Below are 18,049 nucleotides of genomic sequence, written 5' to 3'. Positions count from 1 at the left end.
CCAAGTTTGGCGGAAAATGCAACCTTTTCGACCGCAGAAGGGCCCTGATGCCGTTAGGTTCGGTCCCCAAAATACGGAGGAATCGCCTTGAACATCCCGAGCATCGATTTCGATCTGGGCGAAGACATCGGCATGCTGCGCGACACGCTCCGCGCCTTCGTGGAGGCGGAGATCGCGCCGCGCGCCGCAGAGATCGAGAAGGCCAATCTGTTCCCGGCCGACCTCTGGAGGCGCCTCGGCGACCTCGGCCTGCACGGCATGACCGCGCCGGAGCAATATGGCGGCTCCAACATGGGCTATCTCGCCCATATCGTCGCCATGGAAGAGATTTCGCGCGGCTCGGCGGCCGTGGGCCTGTCCTACGGCGCCCACTCCAACCTCTGCGTCAACCAGATCCGCCGCAACGGCAACGATGCGCAGCGGCAGCGCTATCTGCCGAAACTGATCTCCGGCGAATATGTCGGTGCGCTCGCGATGTCCGAGCCCGGCGCCGGCTCCGACGTCGTCTCGATGAAGCTGCGCGCCGACAAGCGCGGCGACCGCTATGTGCTCAACGGCTCAAAGATGTGGATCACCAATGGCGGCGACGCCGACGTGCTGGTGGTCTACGCCAAGACCGATCCGGAAGCCGGCCCCCGCGGCATGACCGCCTTCCTGATCGAGAAAGGTTTTAAGGGCTTCACCCACGGCCAGCATCTCGACAAGCTCGGCATGCGCGGCTCCAACACCTATCCCTTGTTCTTCGACGACTGCGAGGTGCCGGAGGAGAACGTGATGGGCAAGGTGGGCGAAGGCGTCAAGGTGCTGATGTCCGGCCTCGACTATGAGCGCACGGTGCTGTCGGGCGGTCCGCTCGGGATCATGGCGGCCTGCATGGACGCGGTGGTGCCCTACATGCATGAGCGCAAGCAGTTCGGGCAACCGATCGGCGATTTCCAACTGATGCAGGGCAAGCTCGCCGACATGTATGCGACCTGGCAGTCGGCGCGCGCCTATGTCTATACGGTCGGGCGCGCCTGCGACCGCGCCGACCACGCCCGCAGCTTGCGCAAGGACGCGGCCGCCGCGATCCTCTACTCCGCGGAAAAGGCGACATGGATGGCCGGCGAGGCGATCCAGGCGCTCGGTGGCGTCGGCTATACATCCGAATTTCCGGTCGGCCGGCTCTGGCGCGACGCCAAGCTCTACGAGATCGGCGCCGGCACCTCGGAGGTGCGGCGCATGCTGATCGGCCGCGAACTGATGGCCGAGACGGCTTAAAACCTTGACCTGATTGGAATCAACATGCCGCTCCATTCCAGCATCGATATTTCTTCATCGGATTTTGCGCGCAACTCCGAGGCCATGCGCGGGCTCGTCGCCGACTTGCGCGAAAAGCTCAGCCAGGTCGCCGGTGGCGGCGGCGAGGCCTCGCGCAACCGCCACACCTCGCGCGGCAAGATGCTGGCGCGCGAACGCGTCGACCTGCTGGTCGATCCCGGCACCTCGTTCCTGGAACTGTCGCCGCTCGCGGCCTACGGCCTCTATGGCGGCGACGTGCATTCGGCGAGCGTCGTTACCGGCGTGGGACGCATCGCGGGCCGCGAATGCGTGATCGTCGCCAATGATGCCACCATCAAGGGCGGCACCTATTACCCCATGACCGTGAAGAAGCATCTGCGGGCGCAGGACGTGGCGCGGCAGAACAATCTTCCCTGCGTCTACATGGTCGATTCCGGCGGCGCATTCCTGCCGATGCAGGACGAGATCTTTCCGGACGAGCGGCACTTTGGCCGCATCTTCTACAACCAGGCGCAGATGTCCTCACAGGGCATTCCGCAGATCGCGATCGTGATGGGCTCCTGCACCGCGGGCGGCGCCTATGTCCCCGCGATGTCGGACGAGAGCATCATCGTGCGCAATCAAGGCACCATCTTCCTCGGCGGCCCGCCGCTGGTGAAGGCTGCGACCGGCGAGGTCGTGACCGCGGAAGAGCTCGGTGGCGCCGACGTGCATTCGCGCCAGTCAGGCGTGACCGATCACTACGCCCAGAACGATGCGCACGCGATCGGCATCGCCCGCCGCATCGTCGGCACGCTGAAGCCGTCGGTGCGGCCGAACCTCAACATGCATCCGCCGCGTGCCCCGCTGTTCGCCGCGGAGGAGATCTATGGCGTGGTACCGGTCGACGGCCGCAAGCCGTTCGACGTGCGCGACATCATCGCGCGTGTCGTTGATGGTTCCGAGTTCGACGAGTTCAAGAAACTCTACGGCACGACGCTGGTGTGCGGCTTCGCTCACATCTGGGGCTATCCGGTCGGCATCATCGCCAACAACGGCATCTTGTTCAGCGAGAGCTCGCTGAAGGGCGCCCATTTCATCGAGCTGTGCTGCCAACGCGGCATTCCGCTGGTGTTCCTGCAGAACATCACCGGCTTCATGGTCGGCAAGAAATACGAGGCCGGCGGCATCGCGCGTGACGGCGCCAAGCTTGTGACGGCCGTGGCGACCGCATCCGTGCCAAAATTCACCGTCGTGATCGGCGGCTCCTACGGCGCCGGCAATTACGGCATGTGCGGCCGCGCCTATTCACCGCGCTTCCTCTGGATGTGGCCGAATGCGCGTATCTCGGTGATGGGCGGCGAACAGGCCTCGATGGTGCTGAGCCAGGTCCGCCGCGACAATATCGAGGCCAAGGGCGATAGCTGGTCTAGGGAAGACGAAGACAAATTCCGCAAGCCCATTCGCGATCAATATGAGAGCCAGGGGCACCCCTATTACGCGACCGCGCGCCTGTGGGACGATGGCGTGATCGACCCCGCCGACACGCGGCTCGTGCTCGGCCTTGGCCTCTCGGCGGCGTCGAATGCGCCGATCGAGCCGACGAAATTCGGCCTGTTCAGGATGTGATGCGATGGATCGCCAAAAACTCTACCGCCGTTTTCGCACGCTCCTGATCGCCAACCGCGGCGAGATCGCCTGTCGCGTCATCCGCACCGCCCGCGCCATGGGCCTGCGCACGGTCGCGGTCTATTCCGAGGCTGATCGCGACGCCATGCATGTCGCGCTCGCGGATGAGGCCGTGCTGCTCGGGCCCGCACGCGCCCGCGACAGCTATCTCAATGTCGAGCGGCTGATCGACGCCGCGCGCAAGACCGGCGCCGAGGCCGTGCATCCCGGTTACGGTTTCCTCTCGGAGAATGCCGAGTTCGCGCAGGCCTGCTACGACGCAGGCCTCGTCTTTGTCGGCCCGACCGCCGCGATGATGACTGCGATGGGCTCGAAATCAGGCTCGAAAGCGCTGATGGAGAAAGCGGGTGTGCCGCTGGTGCCGGGCTATCATGGCGAGGCCCAGGACGACGCGACGCTGGCGAAGGCGGCCGAAAAGGTCGGCTTCCCGATCCTGGTGAAGGCGTCTGCCGGCGGCGGCGGCCGTGGCATGCGTGTGGTGCGGTCCGCTGACGAACTCGGGCCTGCTATCGTCAGCGCCAAGCGGGAAGCAAAAGCCGCGTTCGGCGACGACCGCATGCTGATTGAGAAATATGTCGACAATCCCAGGCATATCGAGGTGCAGATCGTCGGCGACAGCCACGGCAATCTGCTGTCGCTGTTCGAGCGCGAATGCACGTTGCAGCGCCGGCACCAGAAGGTGATCGAGGAAGCGCCGTCGCCGACGCTGAATGCCAGCCAGCGCGAAACGGTTTGTGCCGCCGCGCGAAAGGCGGCCGGCGCGGTGAACTATGTCGGCGCAGGCACCATCGAATTCGTTTCCGACGGCAAGGACGTGTTCTTCATCGAGATGAACACGCGCCTTCAGGTCGAGCATCCGGTGACCGAGCTGATCACGGGGATCGACCTCGTCGAATGGCAGTTGCGCGTCGCCTTCGGCGAGGCGCTGCCGCTGAAGCAGGACGAGATCAAGCTCAACGGGCACGCCGTCGAGGCGCGCGTCTACGCGGAAAACCCGACCAAGAACTTCATGCCATCGGTCGGCAGGATCTCGACCTGGCGCCTCCCAGCCGACACCGGAGGCTTGCGCATCGATGCCGGCTATCGCGAGGGCGATATGGTCTCGCCCTACTACGACGCCATGCTCGCCAAGATGATCGCATGGGCGCCGACGCGGGACGTCGCGATCGAGCGGCTGAATCGCGGGTTGGAGGAATCCGACGTTCGCGGCATCGTCACCAATATTCCGTTCCTCTCCGCGCTGATGACGCACCCGAAGGTGCGAACCAATGCGATCGACACCGGCTTCATCGAGCGCGAGCTGGCGGTGCTGACACAGGCCTCGCCGGCGCCCGGCGAGCTCGAGCTTTGCGCTGCCGTGGCCGCGATCGTGAATGACGAGCGGCAGGCCGCGCAAGCGGGCGCAAATTCGCCCTGGCAGACCTTTGGCTGGCAGCCGGTCGGCCGCCGCCAGCGCAGCTTTGCCTTCCGCGTCGGACACGGGCCGGAACAGAAGGTTACGCTGAACTATGGCAGCGGGCCGTCGACGCTTCTGATTGGCGAGCGCGAACTGGCGTTCGCGATTGTGCCGAAGGATGGCGGCTTCGGCCTGACGCTGGACGGCGTGAAATCGTCCGTTGCCGCCGTGATCTCTGGCCATGAGCTGTATCTGCGCACGCGCAACGGCCGCTTCGACCTGCACTGGGTCGATCCGTTTGGCGGCGAGACCGAGGAGCACGCCGGCGAGGACAAGATCGCAGCGCCGCTGCCCGGCACGGTGGTCGCCGTGCTGGCCGAGGAAGGGGCAAAACTCGAGAAGGGCGCGCCGATCCTGACGCTGGAGGTGATGAAGATGGAGCAGACGCTGCGGGCGCCCTACGCCGGCGTGCTGAAGTCCATCAAGTGCAAGGTCGGCGACATCGTCCAGGAAGGCGTCGAGCTCGCCGTGGTCGAGCCGTCGGGGGAATGAGATGAGCGATCCGGTCCGCATCATCGAAATGGGGCCGCGCGACGGTCTCCAGAACGAGAAGACGCCCGTCAGCGTCGAGGCCCGCATCGCCTTCATCGAGGCGCTGGTCGCGGCCGGGCTCAATACGGTCGAAGTCGGCGCCTTCGTCTCGCCCAAGGCGATCCCGCAAATGGCAAGCTCGGATGCCGTCTTGCGCGGCGTGAGCCATGTGAAGGGTGCCGAATTCCACGTCCTGGTGCCGAACGAAAAGGGCTATGACGCCGCGCGTGCCGCAGGCGCAAAGGTCGTCTCAGTGTTTGCCGCGGCCTCGGAAGGCTTTTCGCGCGCCAACATCAACTGCACCGTCGCGGAGTCCATCGAGCGCTTCAGGCCGGTGCTGGCGCGCGCCAAGGCGGACGGCGTGCCGGTGCGCGGCTATATCTCCTGCGTGCTCGGCTGCCCGTTCGACGGTGAGATCAAGCCGAAGGCGGTCGCCGATCTCGCCAACACGCTGTGGGAGCTCGGCTGCTACGAGATTTCGCTTGGCGACACCATCGGCGTCGGCACGCCTGATAAGGCCAAGGCGATGCTGCGCGCGGTCAGCGCCAACATCCCGCCGGCAAAACTCGCGATGCATTTCCACGACACCTACGGCCAGGCGCTCGCCAATCTCTATGCCGGCCTGGAGGAGGGCGTCCGCGTCATCGATGCCGCCGCCGGCGGCCTCGGCGGCTGCCCCTACGCGCCGGGCGCGACCGGAAATGTCGCGACCGAAGACGTCGTCTATATGCTCGAGGGCATGGGCATCAGGACCGGCGTCGATATGGACCGACTTTTGGCGGCTACCAACGAGATGAGCGGCGTGCTGGGCAAGCCGCCCGTCAGTCGGGTGGCGTCCGCGCTGAATGCGAAGAAGAAGCGGGCTGCTTCCTAGTTCTCCGTCATTGCGAGCGTAGCGAAGCAATCCAGAGTCTTTCCGCGGAGGGATTCTGGATTGCTTCGCTTCGCTCGCAATGACGTGGAGAGAGCTTTCGTCGGATCAGGCCGCCCTCAGCCCGACATCCGGCAGGCGCGGCCGGTTCTTGAGGGCCTTGGCCATCATGGCCTCGACCTCGGCCTTTTCCTGCGGCAACAGCGCCAGGCGGGGCGGGCGGGTCAGTGCGGTGCCGCGGCCCATGATGTGCTCGCACAGCTTGATGCACTGGACGAGGTCGGGGCGTGCGTCCAGATGCAACAACGGCATGAACCATTCGTAGAGCGGCATGGCCTCGGCCAGGCGGCCGGCCTTGGCCAGACGAAACAGCGTCTCGCCCTCGCGCGGGAAGGCGTTCGACATGCCGGACACCCAGCCCACGGCGCCCATGGCGATGCTCTCGACGATGACGTCGTCCAGCCCTGCGAACAACACGAAGCGGTCGCCGACCATGTTCCTGGTGTCGATGAAGCGCCGCGTGTCGCCGGAGGAGTCCTTAAAGCAGACCACGGTCTCGACGTCGGCGAGCGTGGCCAGGATGTCGGGGGTGACGTCGTTCTTGTAGATCGGCGGATTGTTGTAGAGCATCACCGGCAGGTCGGTCGCGGTGGCGACGGCGCGGAAATGCGCGGCGGTCTCGTGCGGCTTGGACGAATAGACCAGCGCCGGCATCACCATTACGCCGTCGATGCCGACGCGCGCGGCTTCCTTCGCCGTCTCGACCGCGAAGGCCGTGGTGAATTCGGCGATGCCGCACAGCACGGGCACGCGGCCTTTCGCGACGGACTTCGCCGTCTCCATGATCGCGACCTTCTCCTTGCGCTCCAGCGAGGTGTTCTCGCCGACCGAGCCGCAGACGATCAGGCCGGAGACGCCGTCGCGGATCAGTCCGTCCATGACCTTCGCGGTCGCGTCGATGTCGAGCGAGAGATCGTCGAAAAATTGCGTGGTGACGGCCGGGAAGACGCCTTCCCAGGAAACGCGGCGGCTCATGATGTGACTCCAGATGGATTGGCCGGCGGGGGGGCCGCCGGCTGCTGTGAAGAGGATGGCGGGTGGGATCAGAGCGTCGCGCCCACCTTGCGCAGCTCGGCGAGAACAGGGGCCTTCGGCAGCCAGACCTTGTCGAACTCGGCGATGATCGCTTCGGTGTCGCCGGCCGGGACCTGGCGGATCGGGATCGGCGCGTTTTTGAAGTTCTCGATCAGCGCCGGCTCGTTGCCGGCGAGCTCGTCGATCTGCGCGTCCAGCGTCGCCTTCACGGTCTTGGCGATCAGCTCGCGGTCGGCCGCTGGCAGCGTCTGCCAGACCCGGCCCGAGACCACCGCCGCCATCGGCATGAAGACGGCATTCATCTGGAGGATCACCTTGGACACCTTGTCGAAGCGCTGGTTCCAGGAGAATTCGAGATCGGCCTCGAGGCCGTCGACCTGACCGTTGGCCATGGCGTCGAACACCTGCGGCGTCGGGATCGGGGTCGGAGCCGCGCCCAGCGAGGAATAGAAATCGCGATAGACCGGCGTCGGATTGATGCGCAGCTTCATGCCCTTTATGTCGGCGAGCGAATTCAGGTCCTTCGAGGAGAACACCGCGCGCATGCCGGTGATGCCCCAGCCGAGCCCGATCGTGCCGGTCTCCTGCGGCAGCACGTCGAACAGTTTTATCGCCGCGGGATGCCGCACGAATTTTGCGACCGCCGGCGTCGAGCGGACGATATAGGGTGCGTTGATCGCGGCGATGTGCGGCACGCGCGAGCCGAGCTCGGCGGCCTGGATGAAGCCCATGTCGAGCGCGCCGGATTGCAATTGCTGCATCATCGCGGGCTCGTTGCCGAGCTGGCCGGAATGAAACACGGTCAGGGTCAGGCGGCCGTTGGTCGCGGCCTTGAGATCGTCGCCGAATTTGAGTGCGGCCTTGTTCCAGGAATGGCCGTTGGGCGTGATCAGGCCGAGGCGGAATTCCTTGGCCTGGGCGAGCGCCAGCGACGGCGCGAACACCGAGGCGGCGGCGCTGGCAGCGAGAAAGCGGCGGCGGGAAAGCGGCATGGTCGGGCTCCTTTGGGACGGGCCTATTTGATCAGGATCAGCGAGAGCGAGGGATAGAGCGAGAGCAGCACCAGGAGGACGCAGGAGATGACGAAGAACGGCAGCGTCACCATGAACATCTTGCCGGGCTTGGCGCCGGTGACGGCGGCTGCGACGAAGAAGCAGAGCCCGACCGGCGGCGACAGCAGGCCGAGCACGAGGTTGATCACCACCACGACGCCGAAATGCCGGGGATCGATGTGATAGACGTCGGTCGCGACCGGCAGCAGGATCGGCACCGTCATGATCAGCCCGGGAATGCCGTCGATGACCGTGCCGATCACCAGCAGGATGACGTTGCAGATCAGCATGAAGCTGATCGGGTCCTTGGCGGCGGACTGGATCCAGCCGGCGGTTTCCTGCGGCACCTTGCCGAAGATCAGCACCCAGGAGAACACGGCCGCGGCTGCGACCAGGAACAGCACGATCGCCGAATAGATCGCGCTACGCAGCATCATCTGCGGCAGCTGGGAGAACTCGAACTCCCTGGTCCAGTATTTTCCGACCACGGCTGCTGCGACCGCGCCGACGGCTGCGGATTCCGTCGCGTTGGCGAGGCCGCTCAGAATCGTGCCGACGATGACGATCGGGATCAGCAGCGTCGGAGACGTCCGCAAGATCGTCATGACGCGCTGGCGCGGCGTCTGATAGTCGGCGCGGGGATAATTGTAGACGTAGCCCATCAGCGCGATGACGAGGCAGAACATCACCGTGAGGATGACGCCCGGCACGATGCCGGCGATCAGCATGTCGCTGACCGAGACCTGCGCCAGCACGCTATAGACCACGAACATCACCGAGGGCGGGATGATCGGGCCGAGCATGCCGCCATAGGCGGTGAGGCCTGCCGCAAAGGTCTTGTCGTAGCCCTTCTTCTCCATCTCCGGCACCATGATCTGGGCCATGATCGCGACCTGCGCGGTCGCCGATCCCAGGATGGAGGAGATGAACATGTTGGCGAGGATGTTGACGTAGGCGAGCCCGCCCTTGAGCGAGCCGACGAACGCCATCGCCATGTCGACGATGCGCCGCGTGATGCCGCCGCCGTTCATGATCTCGCCGATCAGGATGAAGAGCGGAATGGCGATCAGGCCGTAGCTGTCGACGCCGCCGAACAGCTGGAGCGGATAGGACTGGAACAGTACGGGATTGCCGGATGCGGCGATGTAGACGAGGCCGGCAAGGCACAGGCAGAGCCCTATCGGCACGCCGACCAGCATGATCGCGACGAAGGCGGCTGAGGTGACCATCAGTTGACCCCGTCGAGCTCGGAGAGCTGAAAGCCCTTCGGCGGTGTGCGCGGGACCAATTCAAGATCTTCCAAGAGATTGGCGAGGCCGTGAATGGTCATCGACACCGCGAAGATCGGCAGCGTCAGATAGAGCACCCAGGTCGGCCAGTTCAGCGTCTGGGTATGCTCGGTGTAGAGGAAGTTGAAGGTTTCGGCCGCGAGTTTGCGGCCGTCGAAGCCGGCGCGCGCAAGCCCGATCGGGTCCATCCAGAGCATGCAGGTGATGATCAGGGCGATGCCGAATACGACGACGAGGCCGGTCGAAATCACCTTGGCGATCTTCTGGTGCTGCGGCGACAGACGCTCCGTCAGCATGGTGACCGCAAAATCGAGCCGCAGCCGCGTCATCGCGGACGCCCCCACGAAGGTCAACCAGACCACGCAGTAGACCGCGGATTCGTCGATCCAGTAGATCGGGAAACGTGCGTAGCGGGTGATGACGTTCACCAGGATCAAGCCGGTGAGCAGGTACATCAGGCCCATCAGCGCGACGCGCTCGACGGCGAGCAGGGCGCTGGACGCGCGGACGACCATGTGTCGAGCGCTGAATGCACGCGTGGCCGGCATCGTCTGCTCGATCATGAAAGAGGGCCCCAACCCCGGAAATTTATCGTGCTATCGTCGAATGTATAATTTATACATTTTGAGTGTCAAACGGAGATTGCGGTCATTTCGGCGGCAGGACGCGCGTTTGCTGGGCACTGTCTTTTGCCGGCGCCCTGGCTTTTGTTAGGTCCTTCAGCATGCAAGAGAGGGACCGCTTCGGCCGATGAGTCGGGAAGGACAACAGAAGGTCAGATGAAACAGCCTCTGAAGCATCGCACACTGTCGGCGGCGATCGTCGACCAGCTCAGGCAGGCGATCCTCGACGGCACCTATCCCGCGGGCTCGCAGCTGCGGCAGGATGCGCTTGGCGAGACCTACGGCGTAAGCCGCATCCCTGTTCGCGAAGCGCTATTCCAGCTCGAGGCCGAAGGGCTGGTGCGGATCGTGCCGCAGAAGGGCGCCATCGTCTCGGAGCTGTCGCTGGACGAGATCAACGACGTGTTCGACCTGCGCCGCATGCTGGAGCCGCGGCTGCTGGCACAATCAGCGCCGCATTTCTCAGCGGACGATTTCGATGCGCTGGACGACATCCACAGGCAATTCGAGAAGGCAATCAAGGCGAAGAATGTCAGCGACTGGGGGCAGCTCAATGCCGACTTTCATTTGGCGCTCTATATGCACGCCCCGCAGCCGCGCACCCGTGCGATCGTGCTGTCGCTGCTCCAGACCAGCGACCGCTACACGCGTCTCCAGCTCTCCAACACCAAGGCGATGGGGATTGCGGAGAAGGAGCACGCCCATCTGATCGCGCTGTGCCGCGCGCAGAAGGTCGAGGAGGCCTGCCGCTTCCTGGAACGGCACATCGAAGCGGTGCGCAAGGACCTGTTGCAGGTGGTTGCCGGCAGCACGATCGTGCCGAAGGGGCGGCGGAAGAGCGGGCCGTAATCACAGCTCTCGTAGGGTGGGCAAAGGCGCAACGCGCCGTGCCCACCATTGTTTCCGCAGTCGACAGACGGTGGGCACGCTACGCTTTGCCCACCCTACGGCAGCTGGGATTGCCGCTACCTGCTGCCGTCCGGCCCCATCACCAGGTCCGGCAGTGCGGTCGAGATACCCGGCACGAAGCAGAGCAACAGCACCGCGAGCATCATCAGCAGCACAAACGGCAGGGTGCCCCAGATGACCTCGCTCAGGGGAATATCGGGCGCGACGTTGCGGATGACGAAGATGTTGAGGCCGACGGGTGGATGGATCAGTCCCATTTCCATCACGATGGTCATGACGACGCCGAACCAGATGATGTCGAAGTTCGCGGCGCGCAGCGGCGGCAGGATGATCGGCGCGGTCATGAGGATAATCGAGACTGGCGGCAGGAAGAAGCCGAGCACGACGACCATGACCAGGATGGCGAACAGCAACCCCCAGCGCGGCAGGTGCATCGCGACGACGGATTCGGCGACCGACTGCGAGATGTGCAGATAGCTCATCACGTAGGAATAGAGCAGCGACATGCCGATGATCATCATCAGCATGGTCGATTCCCGGATCGTCGATTTCAAGATGGGCGCAAGGTCGCTCGGCCGCCACACGCTGTAGATCGCCGCGATCAGCGCCAGCGCCAAGAGGCCGCCGAGGCCGGCGGTCTCCGACGGCGTGGCGTAGCCGCCATAGAGCGCGATCATGACGCCGGTGAGCAGCAGCACGAAGGGGATCACGCGCGGCAGGACGCTGAAGCGTTCGGCCAGTGTGTACTCGTCGCGGGCGAGGATCGCCGCCTCCGGTCCGCCGTTCTTGTAGATTGCTTCGGCCGCCGCATATTCCTGGCGGAAGCGGATCACGGCATAGGCGCCGAACAGCGAGACCAGCAGCAGGCCCGGCCCGATGCCGGCGAGGAACAGCCGGCCGAGCGATTTTTCCGCGGCCACCGCGAACAGGATCATTGTGATGGACGGCGGAAGCAGAATGCCGAGCGTGCCGCCGGCGGCGATGATGCCGGCCGCAAAGCCGCCGGAATAGCCGCGCTTGCGCATCTCGGGGATGCCGGCCGAGCCGATCGCCGAGCAGGTCGCTGGGCTCGAGCCCGCCATCGCTGCGAACAGCGCGCAGGCGAACACGTTCGCGACGCCGAGGCCGCCGGGCACGCGATGCAGCCAGGCGTGCAGCGCCGAATAGAGATCCTGGCCCGCGCGCGACTTGCCGATCGCCGCGCCCTTCAGGATGAAGAGCGGGATCGACAGCAGCGTGATCGAGGCCATTTCCTCGTAGACGTTCTGCGTCACCGTATCCAGCGATGCCGCTGGCATGTAGATGCCCATGAACACGACCGCGACGGCGCCAAGCGCGAACGCAATGGGCATGCCCGAGAACATCACGACCAGAGTCGCGATGCCGTAGGCGATGCCGATACCGAAAACGCTCATGGACGCTTGGCTCCCGCGAAAGGCAGCGCAAGCTGCACGAGGATCTGGACGCAGAGCAGGCTCATCCCGAGCGCCATGAGCGAATAGGGAATGGCAAGCGGCGGCGACCACATCGAGTTGGAGACCTGGCCGTCGACATAGGCCTCATGGGCCAGTGTCCAGGACTTCCAGGTGAAGAAGGCGCAGAACAGGAACGTCGCGACATCGACCAGCCAGAGGCGGATCTTGTTCGCGAGCGGCGAGAGCAGGCTGACGAACGCCTCGATGCCGATATGGCCGCGGTTCTGCTGCACATAGGCGGCCGTCATGAAGGTGGCGCCGACCAGCAGGAACACGGCGGCCTCGTCCTGCCAGTAATTGGCGGCCTTGAACAGCGCGCGGCTGAGCACGCTGTAGCTCAGGATGGCGCAGGCCGCGATCAACGCGATCGCGGCGAACACGACAATGATGCTGTTGAGGACGGCGAGACCGCGATCAATCGCCGCCGCAAGACCGGTGCTTGCGGCAGCGCTCATCTGGTCGTCACGATCCGGAAGCGGACCGTGGCTCATGCGCCGACGTCGGAGGCGAGCTTGAGCAGGTTCGCCGCGGTCGCGGTCTTGGCGCCGTAATCCTTCCACGCGGTGTCGCGGGCGATGTCGCGCCATTTGCCGACGGTGGCGGCATCGAGCACCGAGACCTTGGCGCCGGCCTTCTCGTAGACCTTGGCGACCTCGACGTCGTCATCCTGTGCGCCCTTGCGGCCGAAGGCCTCCAGCTCGGTGCCGACCGTGAGCAGCACGTCCTGCTGGTTCTTCGGCAGCTTGTCGAAGATCGCCTTCGACATCATCAGCGGCTCCAGCATGAACCAGTAGGAGGCGCCGGCGCCTGAGGTCAGCGACTTCGCGACCTCCTCGAGGCGGAATGAGATCAGGCTGGTGGAGGAGGTGATGCCGGCGTCGCATGCGCCGGTCTGCATCGCCGCATAGATTTCGTTCGACGGCACCGAGAGCACCGAAGCGCCCGCAGTCTGCAGCACCATGTCCATCTCGCGCGAGCCGCCGCGCACCTTCATGCCCTTGGCATCTTCGGGCGCGACGATCGGCTTGGAGCGGCTGGCGACGCCGCCGGCCTGCCAGACCCAGGAGAGCAGGATGATGCCCTTGTCGGCGAGGAAGTCGGTCAGCGCCTTGCCGACCGGCTCCTTCTTCCAGCGCATGCCCTGGTCATAGGTGGTGACGAGGCCGGGCATCAGGCCGATATTGGTCTCAGGCAGCTCGCCGCCGGCGTAGGGCATCGGATACAGCGAGATGTCGAGCGCGCCCTTGCGCATCGCGGAGAACTGCGCGTTGGTCTTGATCAGCGAGGAGTTCGGATAGATCTCCGCGGCGACGTCGCCGTTGCTGCGCTTGGCGACTTCGGCGGCGAACATGCGGCAGAGCCGGTCGCGGAAATCGCCCTTGTCGATGGTGCCACCGGGGAATTGGTGCGAGATCTTCAGCGTGGTCGCGGCATGCGCGGTGCCAATGCCGAAGCGGAGAATGGCGGGTGCGGCGACGGCGGTCGCGATCAGATGGCGGCGCGTGAACATGGTGTAATCCCCTTGGACGGTTCTTTGAACGGTTCTTGTTTGGTGATTTGGGTGAGGTCTTGTGAGACCGGCGTTGAGGCCCATCCTAGCCGGTCTTCCAGGCGATATTCTCTCATCTGATAGTTCGAGACCGAATGCCGCGGCAAGGGCCGGCCTTGCTGCGCTGCACACTTGCCGTCCATCTGCCATCCATCTGGCTTGCGGATTGGGCGGCGCCATGCGCGAACGCGATTGCGGCGAATGCGTGGACGGCAGCAGCCCGCAGAAATTTATCGGTCGGGGCGTAACAACGCTGGCGGTCAATCCGTCGAGATTGAATAGCGGCGTCCGTCGCTGACAAACACCATCCCGAAGGGAAGATGATCCATGACCATTCGCACCCGCATCGCGCTCGGCGTCTCGGCTGCCGTTCTCTCGCTTGGCCTCGCGTTCGCGCCGGCCGCTTTCGCCCAGGACAAGATGGGCAAGGACGACGGCATGATGAAGAAGGACACGATGTCCAAGGACGGCATGAAGAAAGACACCATGTCCAAGGACGACGGCATGAAGAAGGACCACATGTCGAAGGACGGGATGAAGAAGGACGACGGGATGATGAAGAAGAACTGATCGTCTCCCGTCGTCGCGTAGCGTTCGCTGGCGCGCGCAAGTGTTCGGGGGCGGTCACGTGGACCGCCCCCGAAAATGGCGCTTCAGTTCAAATTCAATAGAACGTTACTGGAGAACGTTTACTTCCGCTTGGCCTTGCGGGCGGCGTAGCGGGCGTCGCGCTTGGCCTTCTGTTCGGCCTCCATCTCTGCCGCCTTGGCGATCGCTTCCTCCGCTTCGCGGGCGATCCGTGCGGCCTCAGCGGCTGCAGCTTCTTCCGCGACGCGCTTCTGCTCGGCCTTTTCGGCCTCACGCGCGGCCTTGGTCTCGGCGCGCTTGGCCGCGAGCGCCTCGCGCTCGGCGCGACGTGCCACCACCTCCGGATCGTCGTGACCCGGCTGCGACTTGAATTTGTTCAAAAGATTTTTGCGTGCTTCCTGCGCGGCTTTTTGCCGGTCGGAGAATCCTGGTTCCCTGAATCCACTCATCGAACGAACCTTGTCATCCTCGCTTTCAGTCCTACATAACTGCGTGTTGGTACGTCGGCTGGGCATAGCAGGCGCCGCGCGACGCAGATGCGTGTACATCCACGCGCGCCGCAAAGCCATAGATATTGCAGCCGATCAGGTAGACGAAAAATCGTCCCCAACGATCTCTCGTAGCCCGGAAAAACTGCCGAATTGTGATGTCCCTCATAAGGGAGCACAGGGGCGGGACCTAGCGTCCGTCCCGGTACGAGACGGAGCACGGGCATGACAATCTCAAGACTGAGCCTGAAGGCGCTCGCAATCGCCGTCGCGGTGGCCGCCGTGGCTGGTGCCGCGCTGCTGCTCGCCCGCCCGCAGCCGATCGACAGCGCCGTTCTGGGCGCCGATTGGGAGTGCACCCAGACCGCGTTCGTGCTCACGACCTGCGCACCGCGGGCGACCCCGGCGGTCGAAACCTCGCGCAAGGATCTGGTCCGGCCGACCCGCGGGTAAACTGTCTGAGCGGGATGTGACGCCAGGTCGCAGAGGTGATAAAGCCGGCTCACCTCTGTGATCAGTCAGTCATGTCCGAGCCTGCTTCCAAGCCCGAACCGGGCACCAAGTCCAAATCCCCGGCAAGACCTCAATCGGGCGGTAACCGCCGCGGCGCGATTGCCGGCCTGATCATCATCATTGTGATCCTCGGCGTCGGCTGGTGGCTTGCCCGCGATCTCACCGCCGCCAGCAAGATGCAGGACTGCCTGATGTCGGGACGGCGCAATTGCAACGTGATCGAGCCGGCCCGCTAGAAGCGCTCCAGCGCAGCCCTTTGCAGCCGAAAAATTGCCGTGATCTTAACCATTTGTAACGGGACTAGCCTGTCAAAGCAGGTCAGTTATGTCAGCCGGCATCAGCCCGGCGCGAGGCGAATCGTCTATTGCGCTGAGGACCACGGCAATCGAGAGAGTAGGGGGCAAGCACGCATGAGTGCGTCCAGCCGCATGAAGATCATCATTCCCTTGGTTTCGGCCATGTCATTGCTGGCGCTCTCGGCGCAGGCGCAGGATTCTGGGCCGCCGAGGCACGACGGCCAGCCGCCGCATGGGCCGGGCGCAGGCGCGCCGCCCCAGAACAATCAGAACATGCGCAAGGGTCCGCCGCCGCAGCAGGCTGTCAGGCCCGCGCCGCAGCCCGGTGGTCAACCTCACGCCGGCGGCCCGGGCCCCGGTCCCGGCCCGCGCGGGGCAGGCGGCCCGCCGCCCGGACGCAATTACGCCAGAGGTCCCGCACCGGCGCGCGACTGGGGCGGACACGCCTATCGCGGCCATGTCGCCTGGGATGGCGGACGCTGGCGCCACGAGGTCCATAATGGCCGCTCCGGCTGGTGGTGGGACGTCGGCGGCGTCTGGTATTATTATCCGCAGCGGATGGAAGGCCCACCCGCCTACATTTCGGAGGACTATTACGACGACGTGCCGGTGGCCTACGCCCCTGCGCCGCCGCCGGTCGCTTACGATCCGCCGCCACCTCCGCCGCCGGCCGATCCCGGCGCGAGCGCGCTTGGCGGCGCCATTGTCGGCGGCGTGCTCGGCGGTCTGATCTCGGGCAACGCCTCGGGCGCAGCCGCAGGTGCCGTGATTGGCGGCGCCACCGGCGCGATTGCCGGCGCGACGGCGGCCTCACGTCCCGGCTACTATCTGGCCCAGGGCAATTGCTACTACCGCTATCCGAGCGGCCAATATGTGCAGGCCGATCCGCGCGCGTGCTACTGAGAGTCCGAACTCGAGATCGAGAACGAAGAGGCGGGCGAAAGCCCGCCTTTTTGTTGTGGCGCTGACGCAGCTATCGCGTTCGGCGGTGCACAACAATTGCCTCAAATTAGCGCTGGCGCTCGTTGCCGCTTCTGGCGAATCTCGAAAGAAAACGTCGGGACAAGATTCGCGGGGACGTGGGACATGCTGGATGCAATCCAGATCAGCGTGGCGTTATGGGCCATGATCGTTTGCGGTGGGATCAAGCTGGCGCAGGTGGCGCAGTGCCTGTTTTAGCGCATGATCCGCGGGGCTAAGCATGATCCGGAAAAGCGCGAAGCGGTTTTCCGAAAAGATCATGCGCAAACAAGAAGCCTTGCGCGCAGAGGAGAGGTTGATCGCCTCGCCCGTCAGGACACGAGCCAGTTGAAGAACACCATCACGCCCCAGATCAGGCCTCCGATCCAGGCCAGCATCACGATTCCGATGGTCGCAAGCAGCGTGACGCCGAACAGGTCGGACCTTTCCCGTGGTGTCGGGACCTCCGTCTCGGCTGCTGCTTCCTGTGTCATGACCGGCTGGACCACTGATGTCTTCTCGCGTCCTTGCGAGTGCTAGGCGCTGTTTAGCGGAGACGCCGGACGCAGGTTGTGACGCAATTCACAGATCCGTCTGAATGACGTCCGGTCTCACCATTTCGTGCGGGACATGGCCGGAAACAATCACGCCATTCACGGCTGACCGTGGGCGATCAGCTTCACCGGAATTGAACGCGATCACTTGTCCGGGTTGCCGGGAAATAACACCGCAATCATACGGACGAAATTGCCATCCGTTTGTCCAGATCGGCCGGTTAGGGTGAGGCTCATGTGTACCAAGTACGACCCTCAGCACGAGGCCGAGGCCGCAATGAAGCGCGCCGCGGCGTCCGAAGGCGACGACCGGCAAAGACTGATCCAACTGGCCCTGGCCTGGCATCAGCTCGCCCGCGATCGGCGCGACGAGCAGGCGGACTGATCCGGCCGGCCGACGATCGCCGCCCAACCTTCGGTTTCGGAAAAATGGTATTCGACCGGACGGCGTCATCCGTGACCGGCGGCGAATGCCGGCGCGCAGCTGACGGCACGGCCCTGCGCGGCAGCCGTTGTCGCGATGCGTCGCGGCCTTGCTGTAATTCTCATCGATAGGACAGAAAACCCAATCGTCTCAATGTTAAAATACCTCTGGTTGCTCGATTGCGTTGTTTTTGGGTTTACAGCTTCGTCGGTCTTGGCGGCGTCGGCTCCGCGCGGTTCACCGTGTTCGGCACGATGCCGGCCCGCGACCTCGCGCTGGCCACGGCCGGTGCCGAATGGCGCACCGCGAGCGGCGTCTCGTTCCTGGTGAAGTTCGAGGGCGAATTCAGCGACCGTTCCCAGACCTACTCCGGCACGGGCCGCATTCGTTACACCTGGTAAGCGGGGGCTCGCTGGGGCTCGAGGCG

The 18,049-nt window shown here is 64.6% G+C and carries 19 protein-coding genes; 10 read left to right on the top strand and 9 right to left on the bottom strand.

All coding sequences use genetic code 11. The features are described 5' to 3' along the window. Positions 1-132: 132 nt before the first annotated feature. From B5V03_RS39100 to B5V03_RS39085, 4 genes are read left to right on the top strand one after another with little or no spacing between them, the layout of a single operon-like run. Positions 133-1,260: an isovaleryl-CoA dehydrogenase gene (locus tag B5V03_RS39100; RefSeq protein ID WP_129275769.1), complete on the top strand. Its 1,128-nt coding sequence runs from the start codon at positions 133-135 to the stop codon at positions 1,258-1,260. Between the two features lie 24 nt (positions 1,261-1,284). Then, positions 1,285-2,889 (top strand): carboxyl transferase domain-containing protein, encoded by a 1,605-nt coding sequence (locus B5V03_RS39095; protein ID WP_129275717.1) that lies wholly within the window; start codon positions 1,285-1,287, stop codon positions 2,887-2,889. A gap of 4 nt (positions 2,890-2,893) precedes the next feature. Then, entirely contained in the window at positions 2,894-4,897 is a 2,004-nt protein-coding gene (locus B5V03_RS39090; protein WP_164988581.1) for an acetyl/propionyl/methylcrotonyl-CoA carboxylase subunit alpha, read from the top strand. 1 nt (position 4,898) lies between these two features. After that, positions 4,899-5,810 carry a hydroxymethylglutaryl-CoA lyase gene (locus tag B5V03_RS39085; RefSeq protein ID WP_129275715.1) on the top strand — a complete coding sequence of 304 codons (912 nt, stop codon included), beginning with the start codon at positions 4,899-4,901 and terminating at the stop codon, positions 5,808-5,810. A 105-nt stretch (positions 5,811-5,915) separates the two neighbouring features. Here the strand turns inward: B5V03_RS39085 and B5V03_RS39080 are convergent, their stop codons facing one another. The 4 genes from B5V03_RS39080 to B5V03_RS39065 form a co-directional block, all read right to left on the bottom strand. Then, a complete protein-coding gene (locus tag B5V03_RS39080) occupies positions 5,916-6,842 on the bottom strand; it encodes a dihydrodipicolinate synthase family protein (protein ID WP_129275714.1) in 927 nt (308 codons plus the stop codon). A 68-nt stretch (positions 6,843-6,910) separates the two neighbouring features. Beyond that, positions 6,911-7,894: a TRAP transporter substrate-binding protein gene (locus tag B5V03_RS39075; protein ID WP_129275713.1), complete on the bottom strand. Its 984-nt coding sequence runs from the start codon at positions 7,892-7,894 to the stop codon at positions 6,911-6,913. Positions 7,895-7,917: 23 nt separating this feature from the next. Beyond that, positions 7,918-9,183 (bottom strand): TRAP transporter large permease, encoded by a 1,266-nt coding sequence (locus tag B5V03_RS39070; RefSeq protein ID WP_129275712.1) that lies wholly within the window; start codon positions 9,181-9,183, stop codon positions 7,918-7,920. Then, positions 9,183-9,791 (bottom strand): TRAP transporter small permease, encoded by a 609-nt coding sequence (locus B5V03_RS39065; RefSeq protein WP_129275768.1) that lies wholly within the window; start codon positions 9,789-9,791, stop codon positions 9,183-9,185. The genes B5V03_RS39070 and B5V03_RS39065 overlap by 1 nt, the downstream gene beginning before the upstream one ends. A 231-nt stretch (positions 9,792-10,022) precedes the next feature. Here B5V03_RS39065 and B5V03_RS39060 point away from each other — a divergent pair, with 231 nt between their 5' ends. Then, positions 10,023-10,715, top strand: coding sequence for a GntR family transcriptional regulator (locus tag B5V03_RS39060; protein ID WP_129275711.1), 693 nt, complete (start codon positions 10,023-10,025; stop codon positions 10,713-10,715). Positions 10,716-10,831: 116 nt separating this feature from the next. Here the strand turns inward: B5V03_RS39060 and B5V03_RS39055 are convergent, their stop codons facing one another. The 3 genes from B5V03_RS39055 to dctP are packed head-to-tail and all read right to left on the bottom strand — an operon-like array spanning position 10,832 to position 13,760. After that, on the bottom strand, positions 10,832-12,190 hold the full coding sequence (locus tag B5V03_RS39055) for a TRAP transporter large permease (protein ID WP_129275710.1): 1,359 nt from the start codon (positions 12,188-12,190) through the stop codon (positions 10,832-10,834). Next, a complete protein-coding gene (locus B5V03_RS39050; protein ID WP_129275709.1) occupies positions 12,187-12,741 on the bottom strand; it encodes a TRAP transporter small permease in 555 nt (184 codons plus the stop codon). The genes B5V03_RS39055 and B5V03_RS39050 overlap by 4 nt, the downstream gene beginning before the upstream one ends. Beyond that, positions 12,738-13,760, bottom strand: coding sequence for a TRAP transporter substrate-binding protein (gene dctP / locus B5V03_RS39045; protein WP_129275708.1), 1,023 nt, complete (start codon positions 13,758-13,760; stop codon positions 12,738-12,740). Before dctP ends, B5V03_RS39050 begins: the two co-directional genes overlap by 4 nt. A 366-nt stretch (positions 13,761-14,126) precedes the next feature. Between dctP and B5V03_RS39040 the strand changes: the two genes are divergently transcribed. Next, positions 14,127-14,369 (top strand): pentapeptide MXKDX repeat protein, encoded by a 243-nt coding sequence (locus B5V03_RS39040; RefSeq protein ID WP_129275707.1) that lies wholly within the window; start codon positions 14,127-14,129, stop codon positions 14,367-14,369. A 119-nt stretch (positions 14,370-14,488) separates the two neighbouring features. Here the strand turns inward: B5V03_RS39040 and B5V03_RS39035 are convergent, their stop codons facing one another. After that, positions 14,489-14,836 carry a DUF6481 family protein gene (locus B5V03_RS39035; RefSeq protein WP_129275767.1) on the bottom strand — a complete coding sequence of 116 codons (348 nt, stop codon included), beginning with the start codon at positions 14,834-14,836 and terminating at the stop codon, positions 14,489-14,491. Between the two features lie 264 nt (positions 14,837-15,100). On the opposite strand from B5V03_RS39035, the gene B5V03_RS39030 reads away from it, so the two are divergent. The 3 genes from B5V03_RS39030 (at position 15,101) to B5V03_RS39020 (ending at position 16,587) form a co-directional block, all read left to right on the top strand. Then, positions 15,101-15,328: a hypothetical protein gene (locus tag B5V03_RS39030; protein WP_129275706.1), complete on the top strand. Its 228-nt coding sequence runs from the start codon at positions 15,101-15,103 to the stop codon at positions 15,326-15,328. Between the two features lie 71 nt (positions 15,329-15,399). Continuing rightward, positions 15,400-15,624 (top strand): hypothetical protein, encoded by a 225-nt coding sequence (locus tag B5V03_RS39025; RefSeq protein ID WP_164988580.1) that lies wholly within the window; start codon positions 15,400-15,402, stop codon positions 15,622-15,624. A 174-nt stretch (positions 15,625-15,798) separates the two neighbouring features. Further along, positions 15,799-16,587: a hypothetical protein gene (locus tag B5V03_RS39020; protein ID WP_129275704.1), complete on the top strand. Its 789-nt coding sequence runs from the start codon at positions 15,799-15,801 to the stop codon at positions 16,585-16,587. Positions 16,588-16,976: 389 nt separating this feature from the next. Here B5V03_RS39020 and B5V03_RS39015 read toward each other — a convergent pair whose 3' ends face one another. Further along, a complete protein-coding gene (locus tag B5V03_RS39015; protein ID WP_164988558.1) occupies positions 16,977-17,153 on the bottom strand; it encodes a hypothetical protein in 177 nt (58 codons plus the stop codon). 648 nt (positions 17,154-17,801) lie between these two features. Between B5V03_RS39015 and B5V03_RS39010 the strand changes: the two genes are divergently transcribed. After that, the gene (locus tag B5V03_RS39010; protein WP_129275703.1) at positions 17,802-18,023 is read left to right on the top strand and encodes a hypothetical protein; all 222 of its coding nucleotides are present in this window, start codon (positions 17,802-17,804) and stop codon (positions 18,021-18,023) included. Positions 18,024-18,049 lie beyond the last annotated feature (26 nt).

This window comes from Bradyrhizobium betae (assembly GCF_004123905.1).
Classification (GTDB): domain Bacteria; phylum Pseudomonadota; class Alphaproteobacteria; order Rhizobiales; family Xanthobacteraceae; genus Bradyrhizobium; species Bradyrhizobium betae_A.
The sequence above is the reverse complement of the archived record's forward strand: the minus strand, read 5'-3'. Positions and strand labels throughout refer to the sequence as shown.

Coding starts and splice junctions, on each gene's coding strand:
- B5V03_RS39080 (WP_129275714.1), bottom strand. CDS start 6,842: ATGAGCCGCCGCGTTTCCTGGGAAGGCGTCTTCCCGGCCGTCACCACG.
- B5V03_RS39020 (WP_129275704.1), top strand. CDS start 15,799: ATGAGTGCGTCCAGCCGCATGAAGATCATCATTCCCTTGGTTTCGGCC.
- B5V03_RS39090 (WP_164988581.1), top strand. CDS start 2,894: ATGGATCGCCAAAAACTCTACCGCCGTTTTCGCACGCTCCTGATCGCC.
- B5V03_RS39050 (WP_129275709.1), bottom strand. CDS start 12,741: ATGAGCCACGGTCCGCTTCCGGATCGTGACGACCAGATGAGCGCTGCC.
- B5V03_RS39055 (WP_129275710.1), bottom strand. CDS start 12,190: ATGAGCGTTTTCGGTATCGGCATCGCCTACGGCATCGCGACTCTGGTC.
- B5V03_RS39075 (WP_129275713.1), bottom strand. CDS start 7,894: ATGCCGCTTTCCCGCCGCCGCTTTCTCGCTGCCAGCGCCGCCGCCTCG.
- B5V03_RS39085 (WP_129275715.1), top strand. CDS start 4,899: ATGAGCGATCCGGTCCGCATCATCGAAATGGGGCCGCGCGACGGTCTC.
- B5V03_RS39070 (WP_129275712.1), bottom strand. CDS start 9,183: ATGGTCACCTCAGCCGCCTTCGTCGCGATCATGCTGGTCGGCGTGCCG.
- B5V03_RS39065 (WP_129275768.1), bottom strand. CDS start 9,791: ATGCCGGCCACGCGTGCATTCAGCGCTCGACACATGGTCGTCCGCGCG.
- B5V03_RS39100 (WP_129275769.1), top strand. CDS start 133: ATGCTGCGCGACACGCTCCGCGCCTTCGTGGAGGCGGAGATCGCGCCG.
- B5V03_RS39040 (WP_129275707.1), top strand. CDS start 14,127: ATGACCATTCGCACCCGCATCGCGCTCGGCGTCTCGGCTGCCGTTCTC.
- B5V03_RS39095 (WP_129275717.1), top strand. CDS start 1,285: ATGCCGCTCCATTCCAGCATCGATATTTCTTCATCGGATTTTGCGCGC.
- dctP (WP_129275708.1), bottom strand. CDS start 13,760: ATGTTCACGCGCCGCCATCTGATCGCGACCGCCGTCGCCGCACCCGCC.
- B5V03_RS39035 (WP_129275767.1), bottom strand. CDS start 14,836: ATGAGTGGATTCAGGGAACCAGGATTCTCCGACCGGCAAAAAGCCGCG.
- B5V03_RS39025 (WP_164988580.1), top strand. CDS start 15,400: ATGTCCGAGCCTGCTTCCAAGCCCGAACCGGGCACCAAGTCCAAATCC.
- B5V03_RS39030 (WP_129275706.1), top strand. CDS start 15,101: ATGACAATCTCAAGACTGAGCCTGAAGGCGCTCGCAATCGCCGTCGCG.
- B5V03_RS39060 (WP_129275711.1), top strand. CDS start 10,023: ATGAAACAGCCTCTGAAGCATCGCACACTGTCGGCGGCGATCGTCGAC.